Source organism: Nonomuraea sp. CX421, assembly GCF_059358955.1.
Genome location: NZ_JCADBK010000040.1, coordinates 1 through 16,986, shown reverse-complemented (window position 1 = coordinate 16,986; position 16,986 = coordinate 1). Strand labels below are relative to the sequence as shown.

General features: G+C 70.2%; 19 protein-coding genes. 12 read left to right on the top strand and 7 right to left on the bottom strand.

Features of this window, described 5'->3' with window-relative positions:
- Window positions 1-25: 25 nt before the first annotated feature.
- Window positions 26-547: a 30S ribosomal protein S9 gene (gene rpsI, locus AC5L3X_RS37930; protein ID WP_189126366.1), complete on the top strand. Its 522-nt coding sequence runs from the start codon at window positions 26-28 to the stop codon at window positions 545-547.
- 1 nt (window position 548) lies between these two features.
- Window positions 549-1,895 (top strand): phosphoglucosamine mutase, encoded by a 1,347-nt coding sequence (gene glmM / locus AC5L3X_RS37925; RefSeq protein WP_189126365.1) that lies wholly within the window; start codon window positions 549-551, stop codon window positions 1,893-1,895.
- Window positions 1,896-2,001: 106 nt separating this feature from the next.
- Here glmM and AC5L3X_RS37920 read toward each other — a convergent pair whose 3' ends face one another.
- A complete protein-coding gene (locus AC5L3X_RS37920; protein ID WP_494863553.1) occupies window positions 2,002-2,463 on the bottom strand; it encodes a winged helix-turn-helix transcriptional regulator in 462 nt (153 codons plus the stop codon).
- Window positions 2,464-2,555: 92 nt separating this feature from the next.
- Here AC5L3X_RS37920 and AC5L3X_RS37915 point away from each other — a divergent pair, with 92 nt between their 5' ends.
- Both AC5L3X_RS37915 and AC5L3X_RS37910 read left to right on the top strand, forming a co-directional pair.
- On the top strand, window positions 2,556-3,203 hold the full coding sequence (locus AC5L3X_RS37915) for a DUF899 domain-containing protein (protein ID WP_189126363.1): 648 nt from the start codon (window positions 2,556-2,558) through the stop codon (window positions 3,201-3,203).
- Window positions 3,204-3,237: 34 nt separating this feature from the next.
- Entirely contained in the window at window positions 3,238-3,756 is a 519-nt protein-coding gene (locus AC5L3X_RS37910) for a pyridoxamine 5'-phosphate oxidase family protein (RefSeq protein ID WP_494863552.1), read from the top strand.
- Between the two features lie 16 nt (window positions 3,757-3,772).
- Here the strand turns inward: AC5L3X_RS37910 and AC5L3X_RS37905 are convergent, their stop codons facing one another.
- From AC5L3X_RS37905 to coaA, 6 genes are all read right to left on the bottom strand, one after another.
- Entirely contained in the window at window positions 3,773-4,489 is a 717-nt protein-coding gene (locus AC5L3X_RS37905; RefSeq protein ID WP_189126361.1) for an ABC transporter permease subunit, read from the bottom strand.
- Between the two features lie 82 nt (window positions 4,490-4,571).
- The gene (locus AC5L3X_RS37900; protein ID WP_494863551.1) at window positions 4,572-5,486 is read right to left on the bottom strand and encodes an ABC transporter ATP-binding protein; all 915 of its coding nucleotides are present in this window, start codon (window positions 5,484-5,486) and stop codon (window positions 4,572-4,574) included.
- A complete protein-coding gene (locus tag AC5L3X_RS37895; protein ID WP_494863550.1) occupies window positions 5,483-6,337 on the bottom strand; it encodes an ABC transporter permease in 855 nt (284 codons plus the stop codon). Before AC5L3X_RS37895 ends, AC5L3X_RS37900 begins: the two co-directional genes overlap by 4 nt.
- Window positions 6,330-7,238, bottom strand: a complete 909-nt coding sequence (locus AC5L3X_RS37890) for an ABC transporter ATP-binding protein (protein WP_189126358.1) — start codon at window positions 7,236-7,238, stop codon at window positions 6,330-6,332. The genes AC5L3X_RS37895 and AC5L3X_RS37890 overlap by 8 nt, the downstream gene beginning before the upstream one ends.
- An 11-nt stretch (window positions 7,239-7,249) precedes the next feature.
- On the bottom strand, window positions 7,250-8,206 hold the full coding sequence (locus AC5L3X_RS37885; RefSeq protein WP_494863547.1) for a DUF389 domain-containing protein: 957 nt from the start codon (window positions 8,204-8,206) through the stop codon (window positions 7,250-7,252).
- Between the two features lie 177 nt (window positions 8,207-8,383).
- Window positions 8,384-9,301, bottom strand: coding sequence for a type I pantothenate kinase (coaA, locus tag AC5L3X_RS37880; RefSeq protein WP_494863546.1), 918 nt, complete (start codon window positions 9,299-9,301; stop codon window positions 8,384-8,386).
- 184 nt (window positions 9,302-9,485) lie between these two features.
- Between coaA and AC5L3X_RS37875 the strand changes: the two genes are divergently transcribed.
- From AC5L3X_RS37875 to AC5L3X_RS37840, 8 genes are all read left to right on the top strand, one after another.
- A complete protein-coding gene (locus tag AC5L3X_RS37875; protein ID WP_494863544.1) occupies window positions 9,486-10,904 on the top strand; it encodes a PhoX family protein in 1,419 nt (472 codons plus the stop codon).
- Between the two features lie 19 nt (window positions 10,905-10,923).
- Window positions 10,924-11,274: a holo-ACP synthase gene (locus AC5L3X_RS37870; RefSeq protein WP_494863542.1), complete on the top strand. Its 351-nt coding sequence runs from the start codon at window positions 10,924-10,926 to the stop codon at window positions 11,272-11,274.
- A gap of 9 nt (window positions 11,275-11,283) precedes the next feature.
- On the top strand, window positions 11,284-12,759 hold the full coding sequence (locus tag AC5L3X_RS37865) for an NAD(P)H-hydrate dehydratase (protein ID WP_494863541.1): 1,476 nt from the start codon (window positions 11,284-11,286) through the stop codon (window positions 12,757-12,759).
- Between the two features lie 36 nt (window positions 12,760-12,795).
- Entirely contained in the window at window positions 12,796-13,926 is a 1,131-nt protein-coding gene (alr, locus tag AC5L3X_RS37860) for an alanine racemase (protein ID WP_494863584.1), read from the top strand.
- Window positions 13,923-14,972 carry an alpha/beta fold hydrolase gene (locus tag AC5L3X_RS37855; protein WP_189126352.1) on the top strand — a complete coding sequence of 350 codons (1,050 nt, stop codon included), beginning with the start codon at window positions 13,923-13,925 and terminating at the stop codon, window positions 14,970-14,972. Before alr ends, AC5L3X_RS37855 begins: the two co-directional genes overlap by 4 nt.
- A gap of 43 nt (window positions 14,973-15,015) precedes the next feature.
- Window positions 15,016-15,486, top strand: coding sequence for a tRNA (adenosine(37)-N6)-threonylcarbamoyltransferase complex ATPase subunit type 1 TsaE (gene tsaE, locus AC5L3X_RS37850; protein WP_268241133.1), 471 nt, complete (start codon window positions 15,016-15,018; stop codon window positions 15,484-15,486).
- A gap of 166 nt (window positions 15,487-15,652) precedes the next feature.
- Window positions 15,653-16,309, top strand: a complete 657-nt coding sequence (locus tag AC5L3X_RS37845; protein ID WP_494863540.1) for a hypothetical protein — start codon at window positions 15,653-15,655, stop codon at window positions 16,307-16,309.
- A 2-nt stretch (window positions 16,310-16,311) separates the two neighbouring features.
- Window positions 16,312-16,863, top strand: a complete 552-nt coding sequence (locus AC5L3X_RS37840) for a class F sortase (RefSeq protein ID WP_494863539.1) — start codon at window positions 16,312-16,314, stop codon at window positions 16,861-16,863.
- Window positions 16,864-16,986 lie beyond the last annotated feature (123 nt).

The following is a 16,986-nucleotide window of genomic DNA, read 5'->3' as shown; positions in this document are numbered from 1 at the left end:
AGTCCGAAAGAGTTAGAGGAGAACCGTGGCTGAGCCCACCGGTGTCGAGACGGTCGTAGAGGCCGAGGTGGAGGACTTCTCCGGCGAGGAGTTCCCTTCCGAATACACCACCGAATCCACCGCCAGCGCCGACGCTCCCGTGCGTAAGCCCGTCACCACGGGCAACTCGTACGGCACCGGCCGCCGCAAGGAGGCGATCGCCCGGGTGCGCATCGTCCCCGGCACCGGCAAGTGGACGATCAACGGTCGTTCGCTGGATGTCTACTTCCCCAACAAGGTCCACCAGCAGATCGTCAACGAGCCCTTCGTGGTGCTCGGCGCCGAAGAGGCGTTCGACGTCATCGCGCGCATCGACGGTGGCGGCGTGACCGGCCAGGCCGGCGCGCTCCGCATGGGCCTGTCCCGCGCGCTCGCCGTCCTGGACGTCGACGTCAACCGCCCGCCGCTGAAGAAGGCCGGCTTCCTCACCCGTGACGCCCGCGCCACGGAGCGGAAGAAGTACGGCCTCAAGAAGGCCCGTAAGGCTCCGCAGTACAGCAAGCGCTGAGTTGGCGCGTCTTTTCGGCACCGACGGGGTACGTGGGGTCGCTGGACGCGACCTCACGGCGGAGCTTGCCATGGACCTTTCGGTCGCGGCGGCTCACGTCCTCGGCGATGCAGGCGCGTTCGCCGCTACCGGACGTCGTCCGATAGCGGTCGTAGGCCGGGACCCGCGTGCCTCGGGAGAGTTTCTCGAGGCCGCCGTGGTCGCCGGCCTCGCGGCTTCCGGAGTGGATGTGCTGCGCCTCGGCGTGCTGCCCACCCCGGCCGTCGCCCACCTCACGGCCGCGCTCGGCGCCGATCTCGGTGTCATGCTGTCGGCCTCGCACAACGCGGCGCCCGACAACGGCATCAAGTTCCTCGCTCGTGGCGGCTTCAAGCTGTCCGACGCGGTCGAGGACGAGATCGAGCGGCGGCTGGGCGAGGACTGGAGCTTTCCCGTCGGTTCCGCCGTGGGCCGGGTGCGTGACGCGTACGGCGAGGCCGACCGCTACATCACCCACGTGCTGGCCACGACGCGAGACAGGCTCGACGGCCTGCACGTCGTCGTCGACTGTGCCCACGGCGCCGCCCACATGGTCGCGCCCGAGGCGCTGCTGCGGGCCGGAGCCACGGTCGAGGCGATCGGCGCGCGGCCCGACGGCCTCAACATCAACGCCGGCCACGGCTCCACGCACATGGACAAGCTGCAGCAGATCGTCGTCTCGCGTGGCGCCGACATCGGCATCGCCTACGACGGCGACGCCGACCGCTGCCTGGCGGTCGACCACACGGGCGCGATCGTCGACGGTGACCAGATCATGGCGATCCTGGCGAGCGCCATGCACGCCGAGGGAGCCCTGGCCAAGGACACCGTGGTCGCGACCGTGATGTCCAATCTGGGGTTCAAGCTGGCCATGCGCGACGCGGGCATCCACGTGGTGGAGACCGCGGTGGGCGACCGCTACGTGCTGGAGCGGATGAAGGCCGACGGCTACAACCTCGGCGGTGAGCAGTCGGGCCACGTCATCATGCTCGACCACGCCACCACGGGAGACGGGCTGCTGACCTCGCTGCACCTGCTGTCGGTGATGGCGGCCACCGGCCGGCCGCTCAAGGAGCTGGCGTCGATCATGACGCCGCTGCCGCAGATCCTGATCAACGTCAAGGACGTCGACCGGGGCAAGGCCGCGGTGCCCGAGCTCACCGCCGCCGTGGCCGAGGCCGAGGCGGAGCTGGGCGAGTCGGGCAGGGTGCTGATCAGGCCGAGCGGCACCGAGCCGATGATCCGGGTGATGGTGGAGGCCTCCTCGGAGGAGCACGCCACCAAGGTCGCCGACCGGCTCGCGGGCGTGGTGCGGGTCGCCTGCGTCTGACGCTGTCCGAAGGGGTACGGCACGCTGTCGCCGTACCCCTTCGTCATGTCCGGATCCGGCGGCCAGGAGAGATGCCGGGCCCGGCCGGCCAAGGCGCCGGTGGGCCCTAGGCGGGCGCTGGGGCCCCAGGGCCGGGCAGCATGTCGATGTCCGTGGCACGCATCGGGCGATCGCACACTGAGCAGTGCAACTCCACCTGGCTGATCTGGCCGCAGGCCTGGTGCCGGTAGAGCACGGGCGGCCCTGACGCGTCGGCCGTCCACCGGTCGCCCCAACGCACCATCACCAGCAGCAGGTCACACAGCTCCCGGCCCTTCTCCGTGAGTGTGTACTCGTGGCGCGAGGGGCGTTGTGAGTATTCCCGGCGGTCCAGCACGCCGTTGTCGACGAGCCACTTCAGCCGTTCGCTGAGCACCTTGCTGGAGATGCCCAGGTCGCGCTGGAGGTGCTCGAAGCGGGTGATGCCGGCGTAGACGTCGCGCAAGATCAGGGGCGACCAGGGCTCTCCGATGACGTCCAGGGTGCGGGCGATGGAGCAGGCCATGTCGCCGAACCGGGTGCGCTGCATGCGGTCAGCCTAGCCGAGCTACTTCCCTTAAGAAAGTAACTTGGCTAGGTTGTGACGCAGTCCCTTTCTTCAAGAAAGCCATGGAGTGCCTTATGACGCGACCTCCGATCGTCTCGGAGCAGGAGTGGCGCAGCGCCCGAGACGCGTTGCTGGTCAAGGAGAAGCAGCTCACCCGCGCGCTGGACGACCTGGCCGCCGAACGCCGCCGGATGCCGATGGTCCGGGTGGACAAGGACTACCGGTTCGCCGGCCCGGACGGGACGAGAAGCCTGGGAGACCTCTTCGAGGGGCGCGACCAGCTCATCGTCTACTCCTTCATGTGGCATGGTGCCGAGGAGTTCTGCTCGGGGTGTGCGATGTTCACCGACAACATCGGCCACCTGGCTCACCTGCACGCGCGCGACGTCTCTCTGGCGCTGGTCTCCACCGGACCGCTGGCCGAGATCATGCCGTACAAGCAGCGCATGGGCTGGACCATCCCGTGGTACTCCGCGCCGGACGGTGAGTTCAACCACGACCAGGGAGCTGGCGACGGCTTCGCGCTGAACGTCTTCCTGCGTGACGGCGAGGACGTCTATCGCACCTATGTCACCAGCGGACGAGGCGTCGAACGGCTTGGCAGCAACTGGACATTTCTCGACCTGACCCCGTACGGAAGGCAGGAGACCTGGGAAGACTCACCCGATGGATGGCCGCAGAGCGCGCCCTACCACTGGTGGCGTCTGCACGACGAGTACTGACCGGCCCGAGATCCGCCGAAAGGAAACACCCGCCATGACCCACCCGACGCCCCGCGCCGAACTTCTGTTCGGCGAGGCCGACGCGACACCGATGAGCACCGACCCGACGACCGTGAAGCCCTGGAGCGAGGCACGTGCGTGCCTGCGAACGGCGCCGAAGGCACTGCTGTCGACGGTGCGACCCGACGGACGACCGCACGCCATGCCGGTGATGCCGGTCTGGGCCGATGAGGCAGCGTGCTTCGCCACCCGCCCGGCGTCCCGCAAGGGCAGGAACCTCGCCCACAACGGCAACTGTGTCCTCACGGTCACCGGCCCGGAACTCGACCTCGTGCTCGAAGGAGTGGCCGTCCTCGTTCGCGACCCGGCTCAGCAGCGGGAGGTGGCCGACGCCTTCCTGGCGAAATATCAGTGGGGGTTCGCCCTGCATGACGGCTCCGTCCACGACGACAGCCTTCCCGGCTCACCGGAGTACGCCTTCTACCGGGTCACGCCCCTGCGCGCCTACGGGTACGGCTCGGACGGTCTGACCGCGACCCGCTGGCGCTTCTGACCGAATCGCCGCCCGGTCACTCGTCGCCCGTCAAAGAGAAGACCCGCAGCCTGCGGCCCGTCCAGAAAACGCCGACCACCGTCACGACGATCAGAGCGGGTACGGCGAAGCCCAGCGTCACGTCGGCCGTCAGGAACGGCGAGGTGGAGATCTGATCGGCGATCGACTCGGCCCACTGTTGCACCGAGAACTTCCGGGCTCCTTGGACGAAACCGCCGATCAGGCTCTCCCAGACCAGGGCGTAGATGATGCCGATCGTCACCGCGTGGCGGGTGACGACGCCCAGCAGCAGGAAGATCGCGGCGTACGCGATGCCCGCCACGAGCGCGCCCACGGCGAAGCCGAGGGCGATGCCGTCCTCGTTGCCCACCAGGAGCCAGGCGGAGACGAAGGTCGGGATCGCGGCGAACAGCGCGAGCAGCGAGGCGGCCACCACGAACTTCGTCCGCGCGATGACGGGGCGGGAGATCGGCTTGGACATCAGGTGGATGATCGTGCCGTCGTCGATTTCGGGGGCGATGACGCCGGTGCCGGCGATGAGGCCGAGCAGCGGAAGCATGGTGCCGATGGCGAACTTCTCCATCAGCAGCATGGTCGAGCGCTGGTCGTCACTGCCGACCAGGCGCAGCAGCAGGGCCAGGCCGATCAGGGCGACGGGGAGCAGGGCCAGCAGGAAGATCCTGCGCCTGCCCAGCAGCGCCCGGTAGGTGATGCCCGCGACCACGGTGTTCATGGCCTCACTCCGTTCGGCGGCGTGCTCGCCGAGGGGCCTCGCGGCCTCACGCCGTGGGGCGGGTTCGCTCCGTGCTGGGTCATCAGGTGCTCCGGGTGATCAGGTAGGAGAAGACGCTTTCCAGGTCCTCGTCGGCGGGGGAGACCTGGTGCAGGCGGATGCCCTCGGTGCGGGCGACCCGCGGGAGGAGCCGGGCGAACCTGCGGAACTCGACGGCCTGCACCTCCAGGCCGTCGGGACCGAGGGTCACACCGCCGGCCGAGGCGTCGAGCATGAGGGCGGCGGCCAGCCTGCGGTCGTCGCTGGAGCGGATCCGGAACAGGTGCGGCCGGTCGGTCATCAGCCGGCGGATCTCGCGGAAGTCGCCCGAGGCGGCGTGCCGGCCGGAGACCAGCACCTCGATGTGCTGGGCGACCCGCTCGACCTCCTCCAGGATGTGGGAGCTGAACAGGATGGTCTTGCCCGCCACGCCCATCGACCGGATGAGGTCCATCAGGTGCAGCCGCTGGCGTGGGTCCATGCCGTTGAAGGGCTCGTCGAGCAGGAGCACCGGCGGGTCGTGGACGAGCGCGGCGGCGACCTTGACGCGCTGGCGCATGCCCTTGGAGTAGGTCTCGACGCGGCGGTCCTTGGGCTCCTCCATCTCGACCGTGGCCAGGGCCTTGCGGGCGGCCTGGACGGGGTCGGACAGGCCGTGCAGCCTGGCGGCCGACAGGACGAACTGCCAGCCGGTCAGGAAGCCGTAGACACCCTCGCGCTCAGGAACGAGCCCGATGTTTCGATAAATGTGGTGATTTTTCCAGATCTGGGTGCCGTCGAGGGTGACCGAGCCGCCTGACGGGGCCAGGAAACCGGCCATCAGGTGCAGGAGGGTCGACTTGCCCGCTCCGTTGGGGCCGAGCAGGCCGGTGACCCCGGGCCCGATCGTCATCGTCACGTCGTTGACCGCGACGACGTTGCCGTACCAGCGCGAGACCTGGGAGAGCTCGACCTTCATTGAGAGGCCGCCTTCCGGTAGCGGAGCGCGAGGACCGAGACGGCGACGGCGATCAGCACGACCACGATGGCGGCCGGGGCGGGCCCCGGGGGATAGCCGCCTTCGGAGTTGGGCGTCGTGTCGAACAGCCACACCTGCACGGCGTCGACCAGCCAGAACGGGTTGACCAGCCACGCCCATCTGGCCGCCGCGTCGTTGCCCGTGGAGATCAGGGTGCCGTAGAAGATGGGGACCGAGGCCGAGGCCAGCAGGTAGACGGCGATGACCGAGGCGACTCCGAGCCCGCGCCGGGGCGTGAGCGAGGCGATGGCCAGGCCGAAGGCGGACAGCAGCACCGCCAGGACCAGGGCCATGGCCAGGGCGCCGAGGTATTCCTTGGTCTGTGGCGGTCCTTCGAGATCGATGAGCAGCTCGCCCAGATAGATGAGCGTCAGCGGCACCGCGACCATCAGGAAGAGCGCGGCGGTCATCGCGGTGACCTTGGCGCCCACGTACTCGACGATCGACACGGGCCGTGACAGGTACAGCGGCAGCACCCGGAACCGCAGGTCGGGGGCGATGATCGCGGGGCCCTGCGAGGCCAGGAAGATGGCCAGCACCGCCTGCATGATGACCGCGTAGGAGCTGTAGCCCATGGCGCGCTGCCCGATCAGGGCCATCGCCGCGATCGACACGACGGCGGGCAGCAGCATGATGACCGCCAGCGCGAACGGCATGATCTTGCTGCGCGCGGTGCGGCCGAGGCCGAAGACGGCGCGCAGGCTGTGGACGGTGAGCGCGCGCGTGGAGTACGCGCGGCCGAGCCGTGGCCCGTCGTAGTGGCGGTAACCGATGTCGTAGATCTCAGACACCGGCCACCTCCTCTCGGAAGACGTCCTCGATGCGATGGCGGCCCTGCTCCAGCCGGATCAGGCAGAGATCGAGGTCGACGGCGGTGTCACGGATCGCGTCGAACGTCTCGGGACCCGTCACTTCGACCAGCAGCAGGCGGCCGTGCGGGGTGACGGTGTGGCCGAGCTCGGTCAGGCGCGCGGCGAGCGGGGTCGCGCCCTCCTCGACCTCGACCGTGACGCTCCGCGTGGCGTGGGTGAACTCGGCGATCGCGGAGGACCGCAGCAGCCGGCCGGCGTCGATGACGATCACGTGGTCGCAGATGCGTTCGAGCTCGCCCAGCAGGTGGGAGGTGACGAGCACGCTGATGCCGAACTCGGTGCCGATGCGCCTGATCAGCGTCAGCATCTCGTCACGGCCGCGCGGGTCGAGCCCGTTGGTGGGCTCGTCGAGGAAGATCAGCTTGGGGTCGTGGACGAGGGCCTGGGCGAGCTTGACGCGCTGCTTCATGCCGGTGGAGTAGCCGCCGACGGCCCGGTAGCGCTCCTCGGCCAGGCCGACGTGACGCAGCACGTCGGCGGCGCGCTCGCGGGCGGCCGTGCGCGGCAGCCCGGACATCTGGGCGAGGTGGACGACCAGCTCGGTGGCGGAGACGTCGGGCGGGAGGCAGTCGTGCTCGGGCATGTATCCGACGAGCCCGCGGATCTCCGCGCCCCGGGTGGCGACGTCGAGGTCGAGCACCCGCGCGCTGCCGCCGGTGGGCGGGAGCAGCCCCAGCATGATCTTGATCAACGTCGACTTGCCCGCGCCGTTGGCTCCCACCAGGCCGGTGACGCCGGGCCCGGCTGTGACCGTCAGCTGGTCGAGCGCCGTGACCGTCGGGAAGCGTTTGGTCAGCCCCTCGGTGGCGAGGATGTGCATAGGTCCGGACCCTACCCGCCGGCTTCGCGCTCCCGCATCGGTCGAATGGATGAGCCGCGTCCTACTTGAGGCCAGAATCCCCGCTGGACCATGAGCGTGCCGGTGCCCGCGATGAGCATGCCGGCGATGTTCAGCGCGAGCTGCGAGACCGAGCCTCCGACCTCGGGCCAGTCGCCGAGGGCGAGCGCCACGGCGGCGAATCCGGCCGCCGGGACCGTGGTGACCGAGATGAACACGCCGATCAGGGCCGACGACTTGCCCGCGGTGATCGACAGCACCCCGGCCACGCCGGCGAGCAGGGCCACGATGAACGACCAGCGGTCGGGTTTGACGATGAACTGGACCTCCTCGTTGACCCGCAGGTGGTGCGGGCCGATCCAGCCGAGCCCGCGCAGGGCGAGCGCGCAGGCGAACGTCACCGCGATCGCGATCGCGAACCCGATGATCAGAGTGCGCAGGGAGCCGGCGATCAGTCGCCGGTCGCGGCCCAGCAGGCCGAAGCAGACGGCCGCGATCGCGCCGAACTCCGGTCCGAGGACCATCGCGCCGACGATCAGGATGAGGGAGTTCTGCAGCACACCGATGGCGGCCAGCATGGTGGCGATCACCAGGAACACGAGGTAGGCCCAGGTGACGCGGGAGTCGTCCGCCATCTTCTGGGCGAACTCCGCCCAGACCACCGCGTCCTCGGGTTCGCCGGGCGCCTCCTCGACGGCCTCGTCGGCCCCTCTGGAGATCGCGAGGTCCACCTGCTCGACCGCGATCGACCCCTCCTCCTTGAGCCATCCGAGCCGGTCGATCACCTCGTTGGCCGACTCGCGGGCCACGTCGCAGAAGATCAGGTCGCCCTCGGGCAGGCGGGCCGCGCCGGGGAGGACGACGAGGTTGGTGGTGCCCGCGCACTGCTCGAGTGCCGCGATCACCTCGCCGGTGCGCGTGGCAGGGGTGATCAGTCGCAGATGGAGCATCGGGCCATTGTCGTCGATGTCGTCGATCGAACGTTGACGTTCCATTGACCTGGGTCCGCGACCCTGCCGGAATGAGGACATTTTGGTGCCATATTCACGATGCGGACTGCTGGTTCGTCGACATCGACGACCTGGGGTGCGCGGGCAGGTTCGCGGCCTACGTGTACGAGGAGGTCTTCAGGTCCGGCGAAGCCGTACCCGCTTGACCGCGTGGTCGGGGCCCTTCTTCAGCACCAGGTCGGCCCGCCCGCGGGTGGGGGCGATGTTCTCGATCAGGTTGCGCTCGTTGATGTCGCGCCAGACCTTGACCGCGAAGTCCGTGGCCTCCTCGTAGGAGAGCTCGGCGATGTGGCGGAAGTAGGACTTGGGGTCCTCGAAGGCGGTGCGGCGCAGCTTGTGGAAGCGTTCGACGTACCAGTCGCGGATGTTCTCCACCTTGGCGTCGACGTAGATGGAGAAGTCGAAGTAGTCGTTGACGGCGAGGGAGGTGGGTGGGGCGGGCTGGAGGACGTTGAGCCCTTCGATGATCAAAATATCCGGATTTTTCACGACCTGGTGTGCGCCGGGCACGATGTCGTACTCCAGGTGGCTGTAAACCGGTGTCCTGACCTCCGCCGCCCCGGCCTTCACCTCGGCCACGAACCTGACCAGGGCCCTGCGGTCGTAGCTCTCGGGGAAGCCCTTGCGCTGCATGATGCCCTTGGCCTGCAGCACCGCGTTGGGGAACAGGAAGCTGTCGGTGGTGACCAGCTCCACGTGCGGGTGCTCGGGCCAGCGCGCCAGCAGCGTGTGCAGCAACCGCGCCGTGGTCGACTTGCCGACCGCGACGCTGCCCGCGATGCCCAGGATGTACGGGACGCGCTGCTCGTGGTGCCCCAGGAAGGCGCTCAGCACGCTGCTGCGCTGCTTGGACCCGGTGAAGTGCAGGTTGAGCAGCCTCGTCAGTGGGAGATAGATGTCGGTGACCTCGGTGAGGTCGATGGGATCGTCGACGCCGCGCAGCTCTTCGAGCTCTTCCGCGGTGAGAGTCAAGGGCGTGTTCTTGCGGAGCTCGCTCCACCGCTCCCTGCTCAGTTCAACGTAGCCGTTGTTCACCTTGGCAGCGTAGCGACGGGCCTCAGGTCGGCCTTCGGTCGGGTCGTTGTCCACAGGCTGTGGACGAACTTGTGGGTAAACCGAGAATCAGTTCGGGAAATCGGCGGTTCGTGATCTCACCGAACCGGTCAGGCGGTGAGTTCTGGGGGGTTACTGTTCTTGACGAGCATCGTTGGAGGCTGCCATGGACCGCCGTCGCTTTCTCGCCAGAGCCACCATGACGATGGCCGCGGGCATCGCCGGGCCGTTCGCCGGAGTCGCCTGCGCGGGCGAGCGGGGCGAGGCCAAGCCGGTGCGCGGCTATGGGCCGTTGCGTCCCGTGGCCGACCTGCGTGACGGCAAGGTCAGGCTGCACCTGCCCGACGGGTTCGCCTACCGGTCGTTCAGCGCGGCGGGCCAGAAGTTCTCCGACGGCTCGGCCGTGCCCGGCAGGCACGACGGGATGGCCGCGTTCGCCGCCCCGCGCGGCACCGCCTACCTCGTACGCAACCACGAGGTCAACGGCCCCGTCGGGGCGTTCGGCGACAAGGGCAAGGCCTACGACAGGATGGCCGGGGGCGGCACCTCGACGCTGCGGGTCACCCGCTACGGCGAGGTGATGCGGAGCGGCCCGTCGCTCACCGGCACCATGATGAACTGCTCCGGCGGCCCCATGCCGTGGAAGAGTTGGGTGACCTGCGAGGAGACGGTCAACGGGCCCGACGTGGGCGACGACCACTCCGGTGGCGACAACTCCAGGCTGGCCCGCAGGCACGGCTACATCTTCGAGGTGCCGGTGCTCGGCGCCGCGACGGCCAAGCCGATCAGGTCGGCGGGCCGGTTCGCCCACGAGTCGGCCGCCTTCGACCCCGCCTCGGGGGCGCTCTACCTGACCGAGGACTGTTTCAGGTTCGCCTCGGGCTTCTACCGCTACCTGCCTCCGGAGAACCCGGTCAAGGCCGGGCGCCTCCTCGACGGCGGCAGGCTGCAGATGCTCGCCGTGAAGGGCTCGCCGCGCCAGGACCTGTCCGCGGGGCAGCGACCGGGCGCCGTCTACCCGACCACCTGGGTCGACATCGACGACCCCGACCCCACCTTCACCGGCAAGCCGTCCAACGACGAGGCCGTCCAGGCGGTGGGCAGGCAGGGGCGGGCCAAGGGAGCCGCGATCTTCTCCCGGCTGGAGGGCGCGATCCACCACCAGGGCACCGTCTACTTCGTCTCCACGCAGGGCGGCGCCCCCGTGCCCGACGCCCCGGAGCCCGACGGGTTCGGCAAGGGGCACGGCCAGGTGTGGGCCTACGAGACGGCGAGCGGCCGGCTCAAGCTCGTCTACGAGTCGCCGCGCGCGTCGATGCTCGACCTGCCCGACAACGTGACGGTCAGCCCGCGGGGCACGCTCGTGCTCTGCGAGGACGGCGACGGCGACAACTACCTGCGCGGGCTCAGCCGGCAGGGTGAGATTTTCGACTTCTGCCGGCTCGCGCCCATCGCCGGCGACGCCGGCGCGGAGTTCGCCGGGTCGACCTTCGGCCCGGGGGGCCACACCCTCTACGCGAACATCCAGTCCCGTCAGGGCATGTCGTTCGCGATCTGGGGGCCATGGCAGCGGGGCGCGTTCTGAGCGAGGTTAGCCTGGGGAGATGATCCTGGGCATCGGAGTGGACATCGTCGACATCGCGCGGTTCGAGGCGGCGCTGGAGCGCACCCCCAGGCTGCGCGAGCGGGTGTTCACCGAGGCGGAGCGGCCGCTCCCCGTGCACTCGCTGGCCGCCAGGTTCGCCGCCAAGGAGGCCGTGGCCAAGGCGCTCGGCGCGCCCCGGGGGGTCGGCCACCTGGAGGCCGAGGTGCGCTCCGGCGACTCCGGGAAGCCCGAGGTCAAGGTCACGGGCAAGGCCGCCGCCATCGCCCACGGCCTCGGCGTCAAGCGGTGGCACATTTCGCTGAGCCACGACGCGGGCGTGGCCGTGGCCTACGTGATCGCCGAGGGATAGCTTCGGATCATGCGCACCGCCTACACCGCCGACCAGATCAGAGCCGCCGAACACGTGCTGATGGCGCGCCTGCCCGAGGGGTCGCTCATGCGGCGCGCCGCCTCCGGGCTCGCCACCGTCAGCGCCGCCCTGCTCCCCATGGTGTACGGCTCCCGCGTGCTGCTCCTCGTCGGGAGCGGCGACAACGGCGGCGACGCCCTCTACGCGGGGATGTTGCTGGCGAGGCGGGGGGCCAGGGTGGAGGCGATCCTGGCCGGCACCAGGACCCACGAGGCGGGGCTGGAGGCGTTCCGGCTGGCCGGTGGCCGGGTCGTCGGCCCCGAGGCGGTCGACCGCGCCGACCTTTCTTTCGTTGACCTCGTGCTCGACGGACTGGTGGGCATCGGGGTGACGGGGGCGCTGCGCGAGCCCTACGCCGGCCTGGTCCGGGCCGTCAACGCCGCGCCCGTCCCCGTGGTCGCGGTCGACGTGCCCAGCGGGGTCGACGCGAGCACCGGCCGGGTGCCGGGCACGGCCATCGAGGCCCAGGTGACCGTGACGATGGGCGCCTACAAGGCGGGGCTGCTCGTCGATCCCGGCGCGGCTCACGCCGGGGTGGTCGAGCTGGTCGACATCGGGCTCGGCCCCTACCTGCCCGACCCCGACGTGGTGGTGCTCACCCCCGAGGACGTGGAGGAGCTGCTGCCCCGCCCGTCGAACGAGTCCGACAAATACCGCCGGGGCGTGCTCGGCGTCGCCGCGGGCAGCGTCCAGTACACCGGAGCCGCCGTGCTGACCGTCGGCGGTGCGCTGCGGGCGGGGGCGGGCATGGTGCGCTATGCCGGGCAGAGCGCACCGGTCGGCCAGGTCCGCGCGCACTGGCCCGAGGCCGTCATCACGGAGCTCGACCGGCCCTCGATCGGCGAGGTCGGCAGGGTTCAGGCCTGGGTCCTCGGGCCCGGCCTGGGCACCGACGACTGGGCTCACGAGCTGGCCAGGAGCGTCCTCGCCAGCGACGTGCCCGTGCTGATCGACGCCGACGCGCTGACCCTGGTCGCCCGGGACCGGAGCCTGCTTCGCCGTACGGCGCCGGTGCTGATCACCCCGCACGCGGGCGAGCTGGCGCGGCTGACGCGGGCCGACCGCGACCAGATCGAGGCCGCCAGGCTGGAGCACGCCCACCGGGCCGCGACGGAGCTGGGCGTGACCGTGCTGCTCAAGGGGTCCACCACGGTCGTCGCCGAGCAGCACCGGCCGGCCCGCGTCAACCGCACCGGCACCTCGTGGCTGGCCACGGGAGGCACCGGCGACGTGCTGTCCGGCGTGGCGGGGGCGCTGCTCGCCCAGGGGCTCGGCTGCTACGAGGCCGGCTCGTGCGGCGCCTACCTGCACGGGCTGGCCGGTCGGATCGCCGCCCACGGGGCGCCGCTGACCGCGGCGGACGTGGTGGCGGAGATCCCCTCGGCGATCCGTACCGTGAGGGGCGAACCGCGCTCGACCACGTGAGGGAGCTGCCAGACTGGAGAGATGGTGCACTACCCGATGGCGACGCCCGCGGAGGCGCGGGTCGACCTGGCCGCGATCAGGCACAACGTGGCGCTGCTCAAGGAGCACGCGGGCGGCGCCGAGCTGATGGCCGCCGTCAAGGCCGACGCCTACGGTCACGGGCTGGTGCCCACCTCCGAGGCCGCTCTACGATCCGGCGTGGACCGGCTCGGCACCGCCTTCATCCGGGAGGCGCTCGCCCTGCGCGAGGCCGGCGTCACCGCGCCGCTGCTGTCGTGGATCATCACCCCGGGTGAGCCGGTCGACGACGCGCTGCGGGCCGGCATCGAGCTGTCCGCCTCCGACGAGCCGCTGCTCGACGAGATCGCCGCCGGCGCCCGGCGCACCGGGGTCACGGCCCGGATGCATCTGGAGGCCGACACCGGCATGAGCAGGGGCGGCTCGCCGCTGGCCGCCTGGCCGGGGCTGCTGCACCGCGCGCTGGCGCTGCGGGCCGAGGGCGTCATCGAGATCGCCGGGCTGTGGACTCACTTCGCCTGCTCCGACATTCCCGGCCATCCCTCCATCGACCTGCAGATCGACGCGTTCGAGACGGCGCTCAAACTGGCCGACCAGGCGGGCGCGGGCGGGTCCCACGTCATCAGGCACATGGCCAACTCCGCCGCGATCGTGACGTTGCCGCGGGCCCGCTACGACATGGTCAGGTCGGGCATCGCGATGTACGGGCTCAGCCCGATCCCTGAGCTGGGCGACTTCGGCCTCCGGCAGGCGATGACGCTGGTGGCGCGCATTGCGCTGGCCAAGCGGGTGCCGGAGGGGGCCGGAGTGTCCTACGGGCATCTCCACGTCACGGATCGCGAGACCACGCTCGGCCTGGTCCCGCTCGGCTACGCCGACGGTATCCTCCGGCATGCCACCGGACGGGCCGAGGTGCTGGCAGGGGGGCGGCGCAGGACGGTGACCGGACGGGTCTGCATGGACCAGTTCATGATCGACTTGGGCGACGATCCGCTGGACGCGGGGGACGAGGTCATCCTGTTCGGTCCCGGTGCGGAGGGGGAGCCCACCGCTCAGGAGTGGGCGGATACCCTCGGCACGATCACGCATGAGATCGTGACCAGGATCGGTGCGCGGGTGCCGCGGGTGCACAAGGAGTCGGGGACATGACGACGACAACACGGCGCAGGGTCGGGGTCGCGGGTGCGATCGTCGGCGCCGCATCTGCGGGTGTCGCCGCGGCGGCGCTGGCCAAACGCCTCGCGGTGGGCCGGATCAGGCTGCGGCCCGATCTGGAGGCCGGCGAGCCGTTCGGCGAGTTGCGCGGCAGGGAGCACACGCTCACCACCTCCGACGGCACGGCCCTGCACGTCGAGGTCGACGGGCCCGAGGACGCGCCGCTGACGATCGTGTTCTGCCACGGCTACTGCCTCAACCTCGAGTCGTGGCACTACCAGCGCCGTGATCTGCGCGGCACGCACCGCATGGTGCTGTGGGACCAGCGCTCCCACGGCCGCTCCCAGCGGGGGACCGCCGATGACAGCACGATCGACCGGCTGGGCGACGACCTGGCCGAGGTGGTCAAGGAGTTCGTGCCCGGCCCGTGCGTGCTGGTCGGCCACTCCATGGGCGGCATGACGATCATGGCGCTGGCCGACCGCCACCCCGAGCTGTTCGGCGACCGGATCCGGGGCGTGGCGCTGATCGCGACCTCGGCGGGCAAGCTGGCCGAGCTCACGCTGGGCCTGCCGGCCCTGGTGTCCAAGGCCGTCCACAAGGTCGCCCCGACGACGGTCTCCATGCTCGGCAAGAGGGGCTCGCTGGTCGACCGCACCCGCCACGCGGGCAGCGACATCGCCTTCCTCGTCACCCGTCACATGGGTTTCGGTGACTCGCGCAACGTCAGCCCGACCCTGGTCGACTTCGCCGAGACGATGATCAGGGCGACGCCGACCGAGGTGGTCGCCGACTTCTACCCCGCGCTGATGAACCACGACAAGCTGTCGGCGCTGCACGTCATCGACCCGGTGCCCACCGCGATCGTGGTCGGCGACAAAGACTGGCTGACCCCGCCCGAGCACAGCCGGGCCATCGCGGCCGCGCTGCCCAGGGCCCGGTTGACCGAGGTGCCCGGCACCTCCCACCTGATCCAGTTGGAGCGTCCGGGCCCGGTCAACGACGCGCTGCGCGAGCTGATCAAGCGGGTGGAGCTGTAGTGGACGGGCAGCGCCGCCCGTCGGCGCATTCGATGGAGGTCGTGTGGTGAACGCGGAGCGGCTCGCGACCGCCGAAGACATGCGCTCCTACGGCGCGCGCCTGGCCGCCCGGCTGCGCCCCGGCGACCTGGTCGTCCTGTCGGGGCCGCTCGGCGCCGGCAAGACCACGCTTGTGCAGGGCATCGCCGAGGGCCTCAAGGTGCGCGGCCCGATCACCTCGCCCACGTTCGTGATCGCCCGGGTGCATCCGTCGCTGTGCCAGGGCCCGCCGCTCGTCCACGTCGACGCCTACCGGCTCGGCGGCGACCTCGAGGTCGACGACCTCGACCTCGACGCCTCGCTGGAGGATTCGGTGACCGTCGTCGAATGGGGCGAGGGGCTGGTCGAGGGCCTGTCCGACGACCGCCTGGAGATCCACATCGACCGCGAGACCGGCGACGAGGCGCGCACCGTGACGCTTCGGGGCGTCGGCTCCCGCTGGGCCGACACGCCGTCTGATCGCCCCGAAGAGTAAAACCCGCGCCCACCCCGGGCAATGCTGTCACCCTTGACGTATTCGGCCAATGCCATCAATCATGATCATTGGTCATGGATTCGCCCAGAAATTCTGGGTATCAGGAGGGGCAGCATCCGCAAATTTGGTGGATGCTTGGTGCAGGACGGCGAAGTGGGGTGCGCTGGTGCTCAGGGCAAGACGAGTCGCGTACGCGGGTGCCATCCTCGTGATCGGCGCGATGGGATGTTCGGCGGAGGCGGAGACTACACCGACCCCCACTCCCACCCCGACGACCACGGTCACCGACCCCGCCGCCACTGCGACCCCCACCTCCACGGTCACCCGACCGGCCATCAACGTGCAGGTCAACCCCGACAGGGTCACCGCGGGCGAGACCTCGAAGGTGTGGATCCTGGCCAACTGCCCCGTCCCCATCGGCGGTCCCGCCCACACCGGCACCGCCACCTCCAAGGCGTTCGTCAGCGGCGTCACGCTCAACCCCACCACCGACGCGCTGGCCACACCCGCCGCGACCGGCCGTCAGGCCACCGGGCCATGGGTGCGCGGCGAGGCGCAGGTCTCCGGCACCGTCAAACGCGGCTCCTACACGGTCGACGTCAAGTGCGACGGCACCAACGACACCGGTAAGGCCACGCTCCGGGTGGTCAGGGCCGACGTGCCCACCGGCGTGCCCACCAAGGCGCCCCGGGCGGGTGGTGGCGGCATGTTCGGCAAGGAGGCCGAGGACGACTCGTCCCTGCCGCTCGGGCCGATCGGCGCGGGGCTGGCGCTCGTCCTGGCCGCGGGCGCGGGGATAGCGATCAAGCGCCGCCGGGCCTGACCATGGCCCGCAAGGGAGGGGTGGTCCTCGCGGGGGCCGCCACCGGGCTGTTGCTCGTCATGTTCGGCAAGAACCTCCAGATCGGCACCCAGCCCGCCGCGAGCGTGGTGCCCGAGAGCATCGACATTCCCTCGATCGACGTCGAGGCGCCGCTGATGAAGCTCGGGCTGAGCAAGGACGGCGAGGTCGAACTGCCTCCGTACGAGAAGCCCGCGATGGCCGGATGGTTCACCGGCAGCGTGGTGCCCGGCGAGAAGGGCGCCTCGGTGATCGTCGGCCACGTCGACACCAAGACCGCCCCCGCCGTCTTCTACAAGCTCAAGCGGGTACGCAAGGGCGAGATCGTCAAGGTCAAGCGCAGCGACGGCAAGGTCGCCACGTACAAGGTGGACTCGGTCCAGCAGGTGCACAAGGACAACTTCCCGCTCAAACGGGTGTACGTCGACGACGGCCTCAAACTGGTCACCTGCGGCGGGACGTTCGACTACGCCAAGGGCGAGTACCTCGACAACGTGATCGTCTACGCGTCCAAAGCGTCAGCTTCTCAGCCCTGAAGGGACTGAGCTTGCAGCTCCTGGCCATCGGTGGCTTCGACGGTTTGGTCCGCGTCAGGCAGCGTGACTCACTGCCCAGCCCGTCTCACCGCGTGCGGCGATGTTGCGGGCTGCGTTGACGTC

Coding starts and splice junctions, on each gene's coding strand:
- AC5L3X_RS37870 (WP_494863542.1), top strand. CDS start 10,924: ATGATCCTGGGCATCGGAGTGGACATCGTCGACATCGCGCGGTTCGAG.
- AC5L3X_RS37920 (WP_494863553.1), bottom strand. CDS start 2,463: ATGCAGCGCACCCGGTTCGGCGACATGGCCTGCTCCATCGCCCGCACC.
- alr (WP_494863584.1), top strand. CDS start 12,796: ATGGCGACGCCCGCGGAGGCGCGGGTCGACCTGGCCGCGATCAGGCAC.
- AC5L3X_RS37875 (WP_494863544.1), top strand. CDS start 9,486: ATGGACCGCCGTCGCTTTCTCGCCAGAGCCACCATGACGATGGCCGCG.
- AC5L3X_RS37865 (WP_494863541.1), top strand. CDS start 11,284: ATGCGCACCGCCTACACCGCCGACCAGATCAGAGCCGCCGAACACGTG.
- AC5L3X_RS37900 (WP_494863551.1), bottom strand. CDS start 5,486: ATGAAGGTCGAGCTCTCCCAGGTCTCGCGCTGGTACGGCAACGTCGTC.
- AC5L3X_RS37855 (WP_189126352.1), top strand. CDS start 13,923: ATGACGACGACAACACGGCGCAGGGTCGGGGTCGCGGGTGCGATCGTC.
- AC5L3X_RS37915 (WP_189126363.1), top strand. CDS start 2,556: ATGACGCGACCTCCGATCGTCTCGGAGCAGGAGTGGCGCAGCGCCCGA.
- AC5L3X_RS37910 (WP_494863552.1), top strand. CDS start 3,238: ATGACCCACCCGACGCCCCGCGCCGAACTTCTGTTCGGCGAGGCCGAC.
- AC5L3X_RS37890 (WP_189126358.1), bottom strand. CDS start 7,238: ATGCACATCCTCGCCACCGAGGGGCTGACCAAACGCTTCCCGACGGTC.
- AC5L3X_RS37905 (WP_189126361.1), bottom strand. CDS start 4,489: ATGAACACCGTGGTCGCGGGCATCACCTACCGGGCGCTGCTGGGCAGG.
- AC5L3X_RS37840 (WP_494863539.1), top strand. CDS start 16,312: ATGGCCCGCAAGGGAGGGGTGGTCCTCGCGGGGGCCGCCACCGGGCTG.
- AC5L3X_RS37885 (WP_494863547.1), bottom strand. CDS start 8,206: ATGCTCCATCTGCGACTGATCACCCCTGCCACGCGCACCGGCGAGGTG.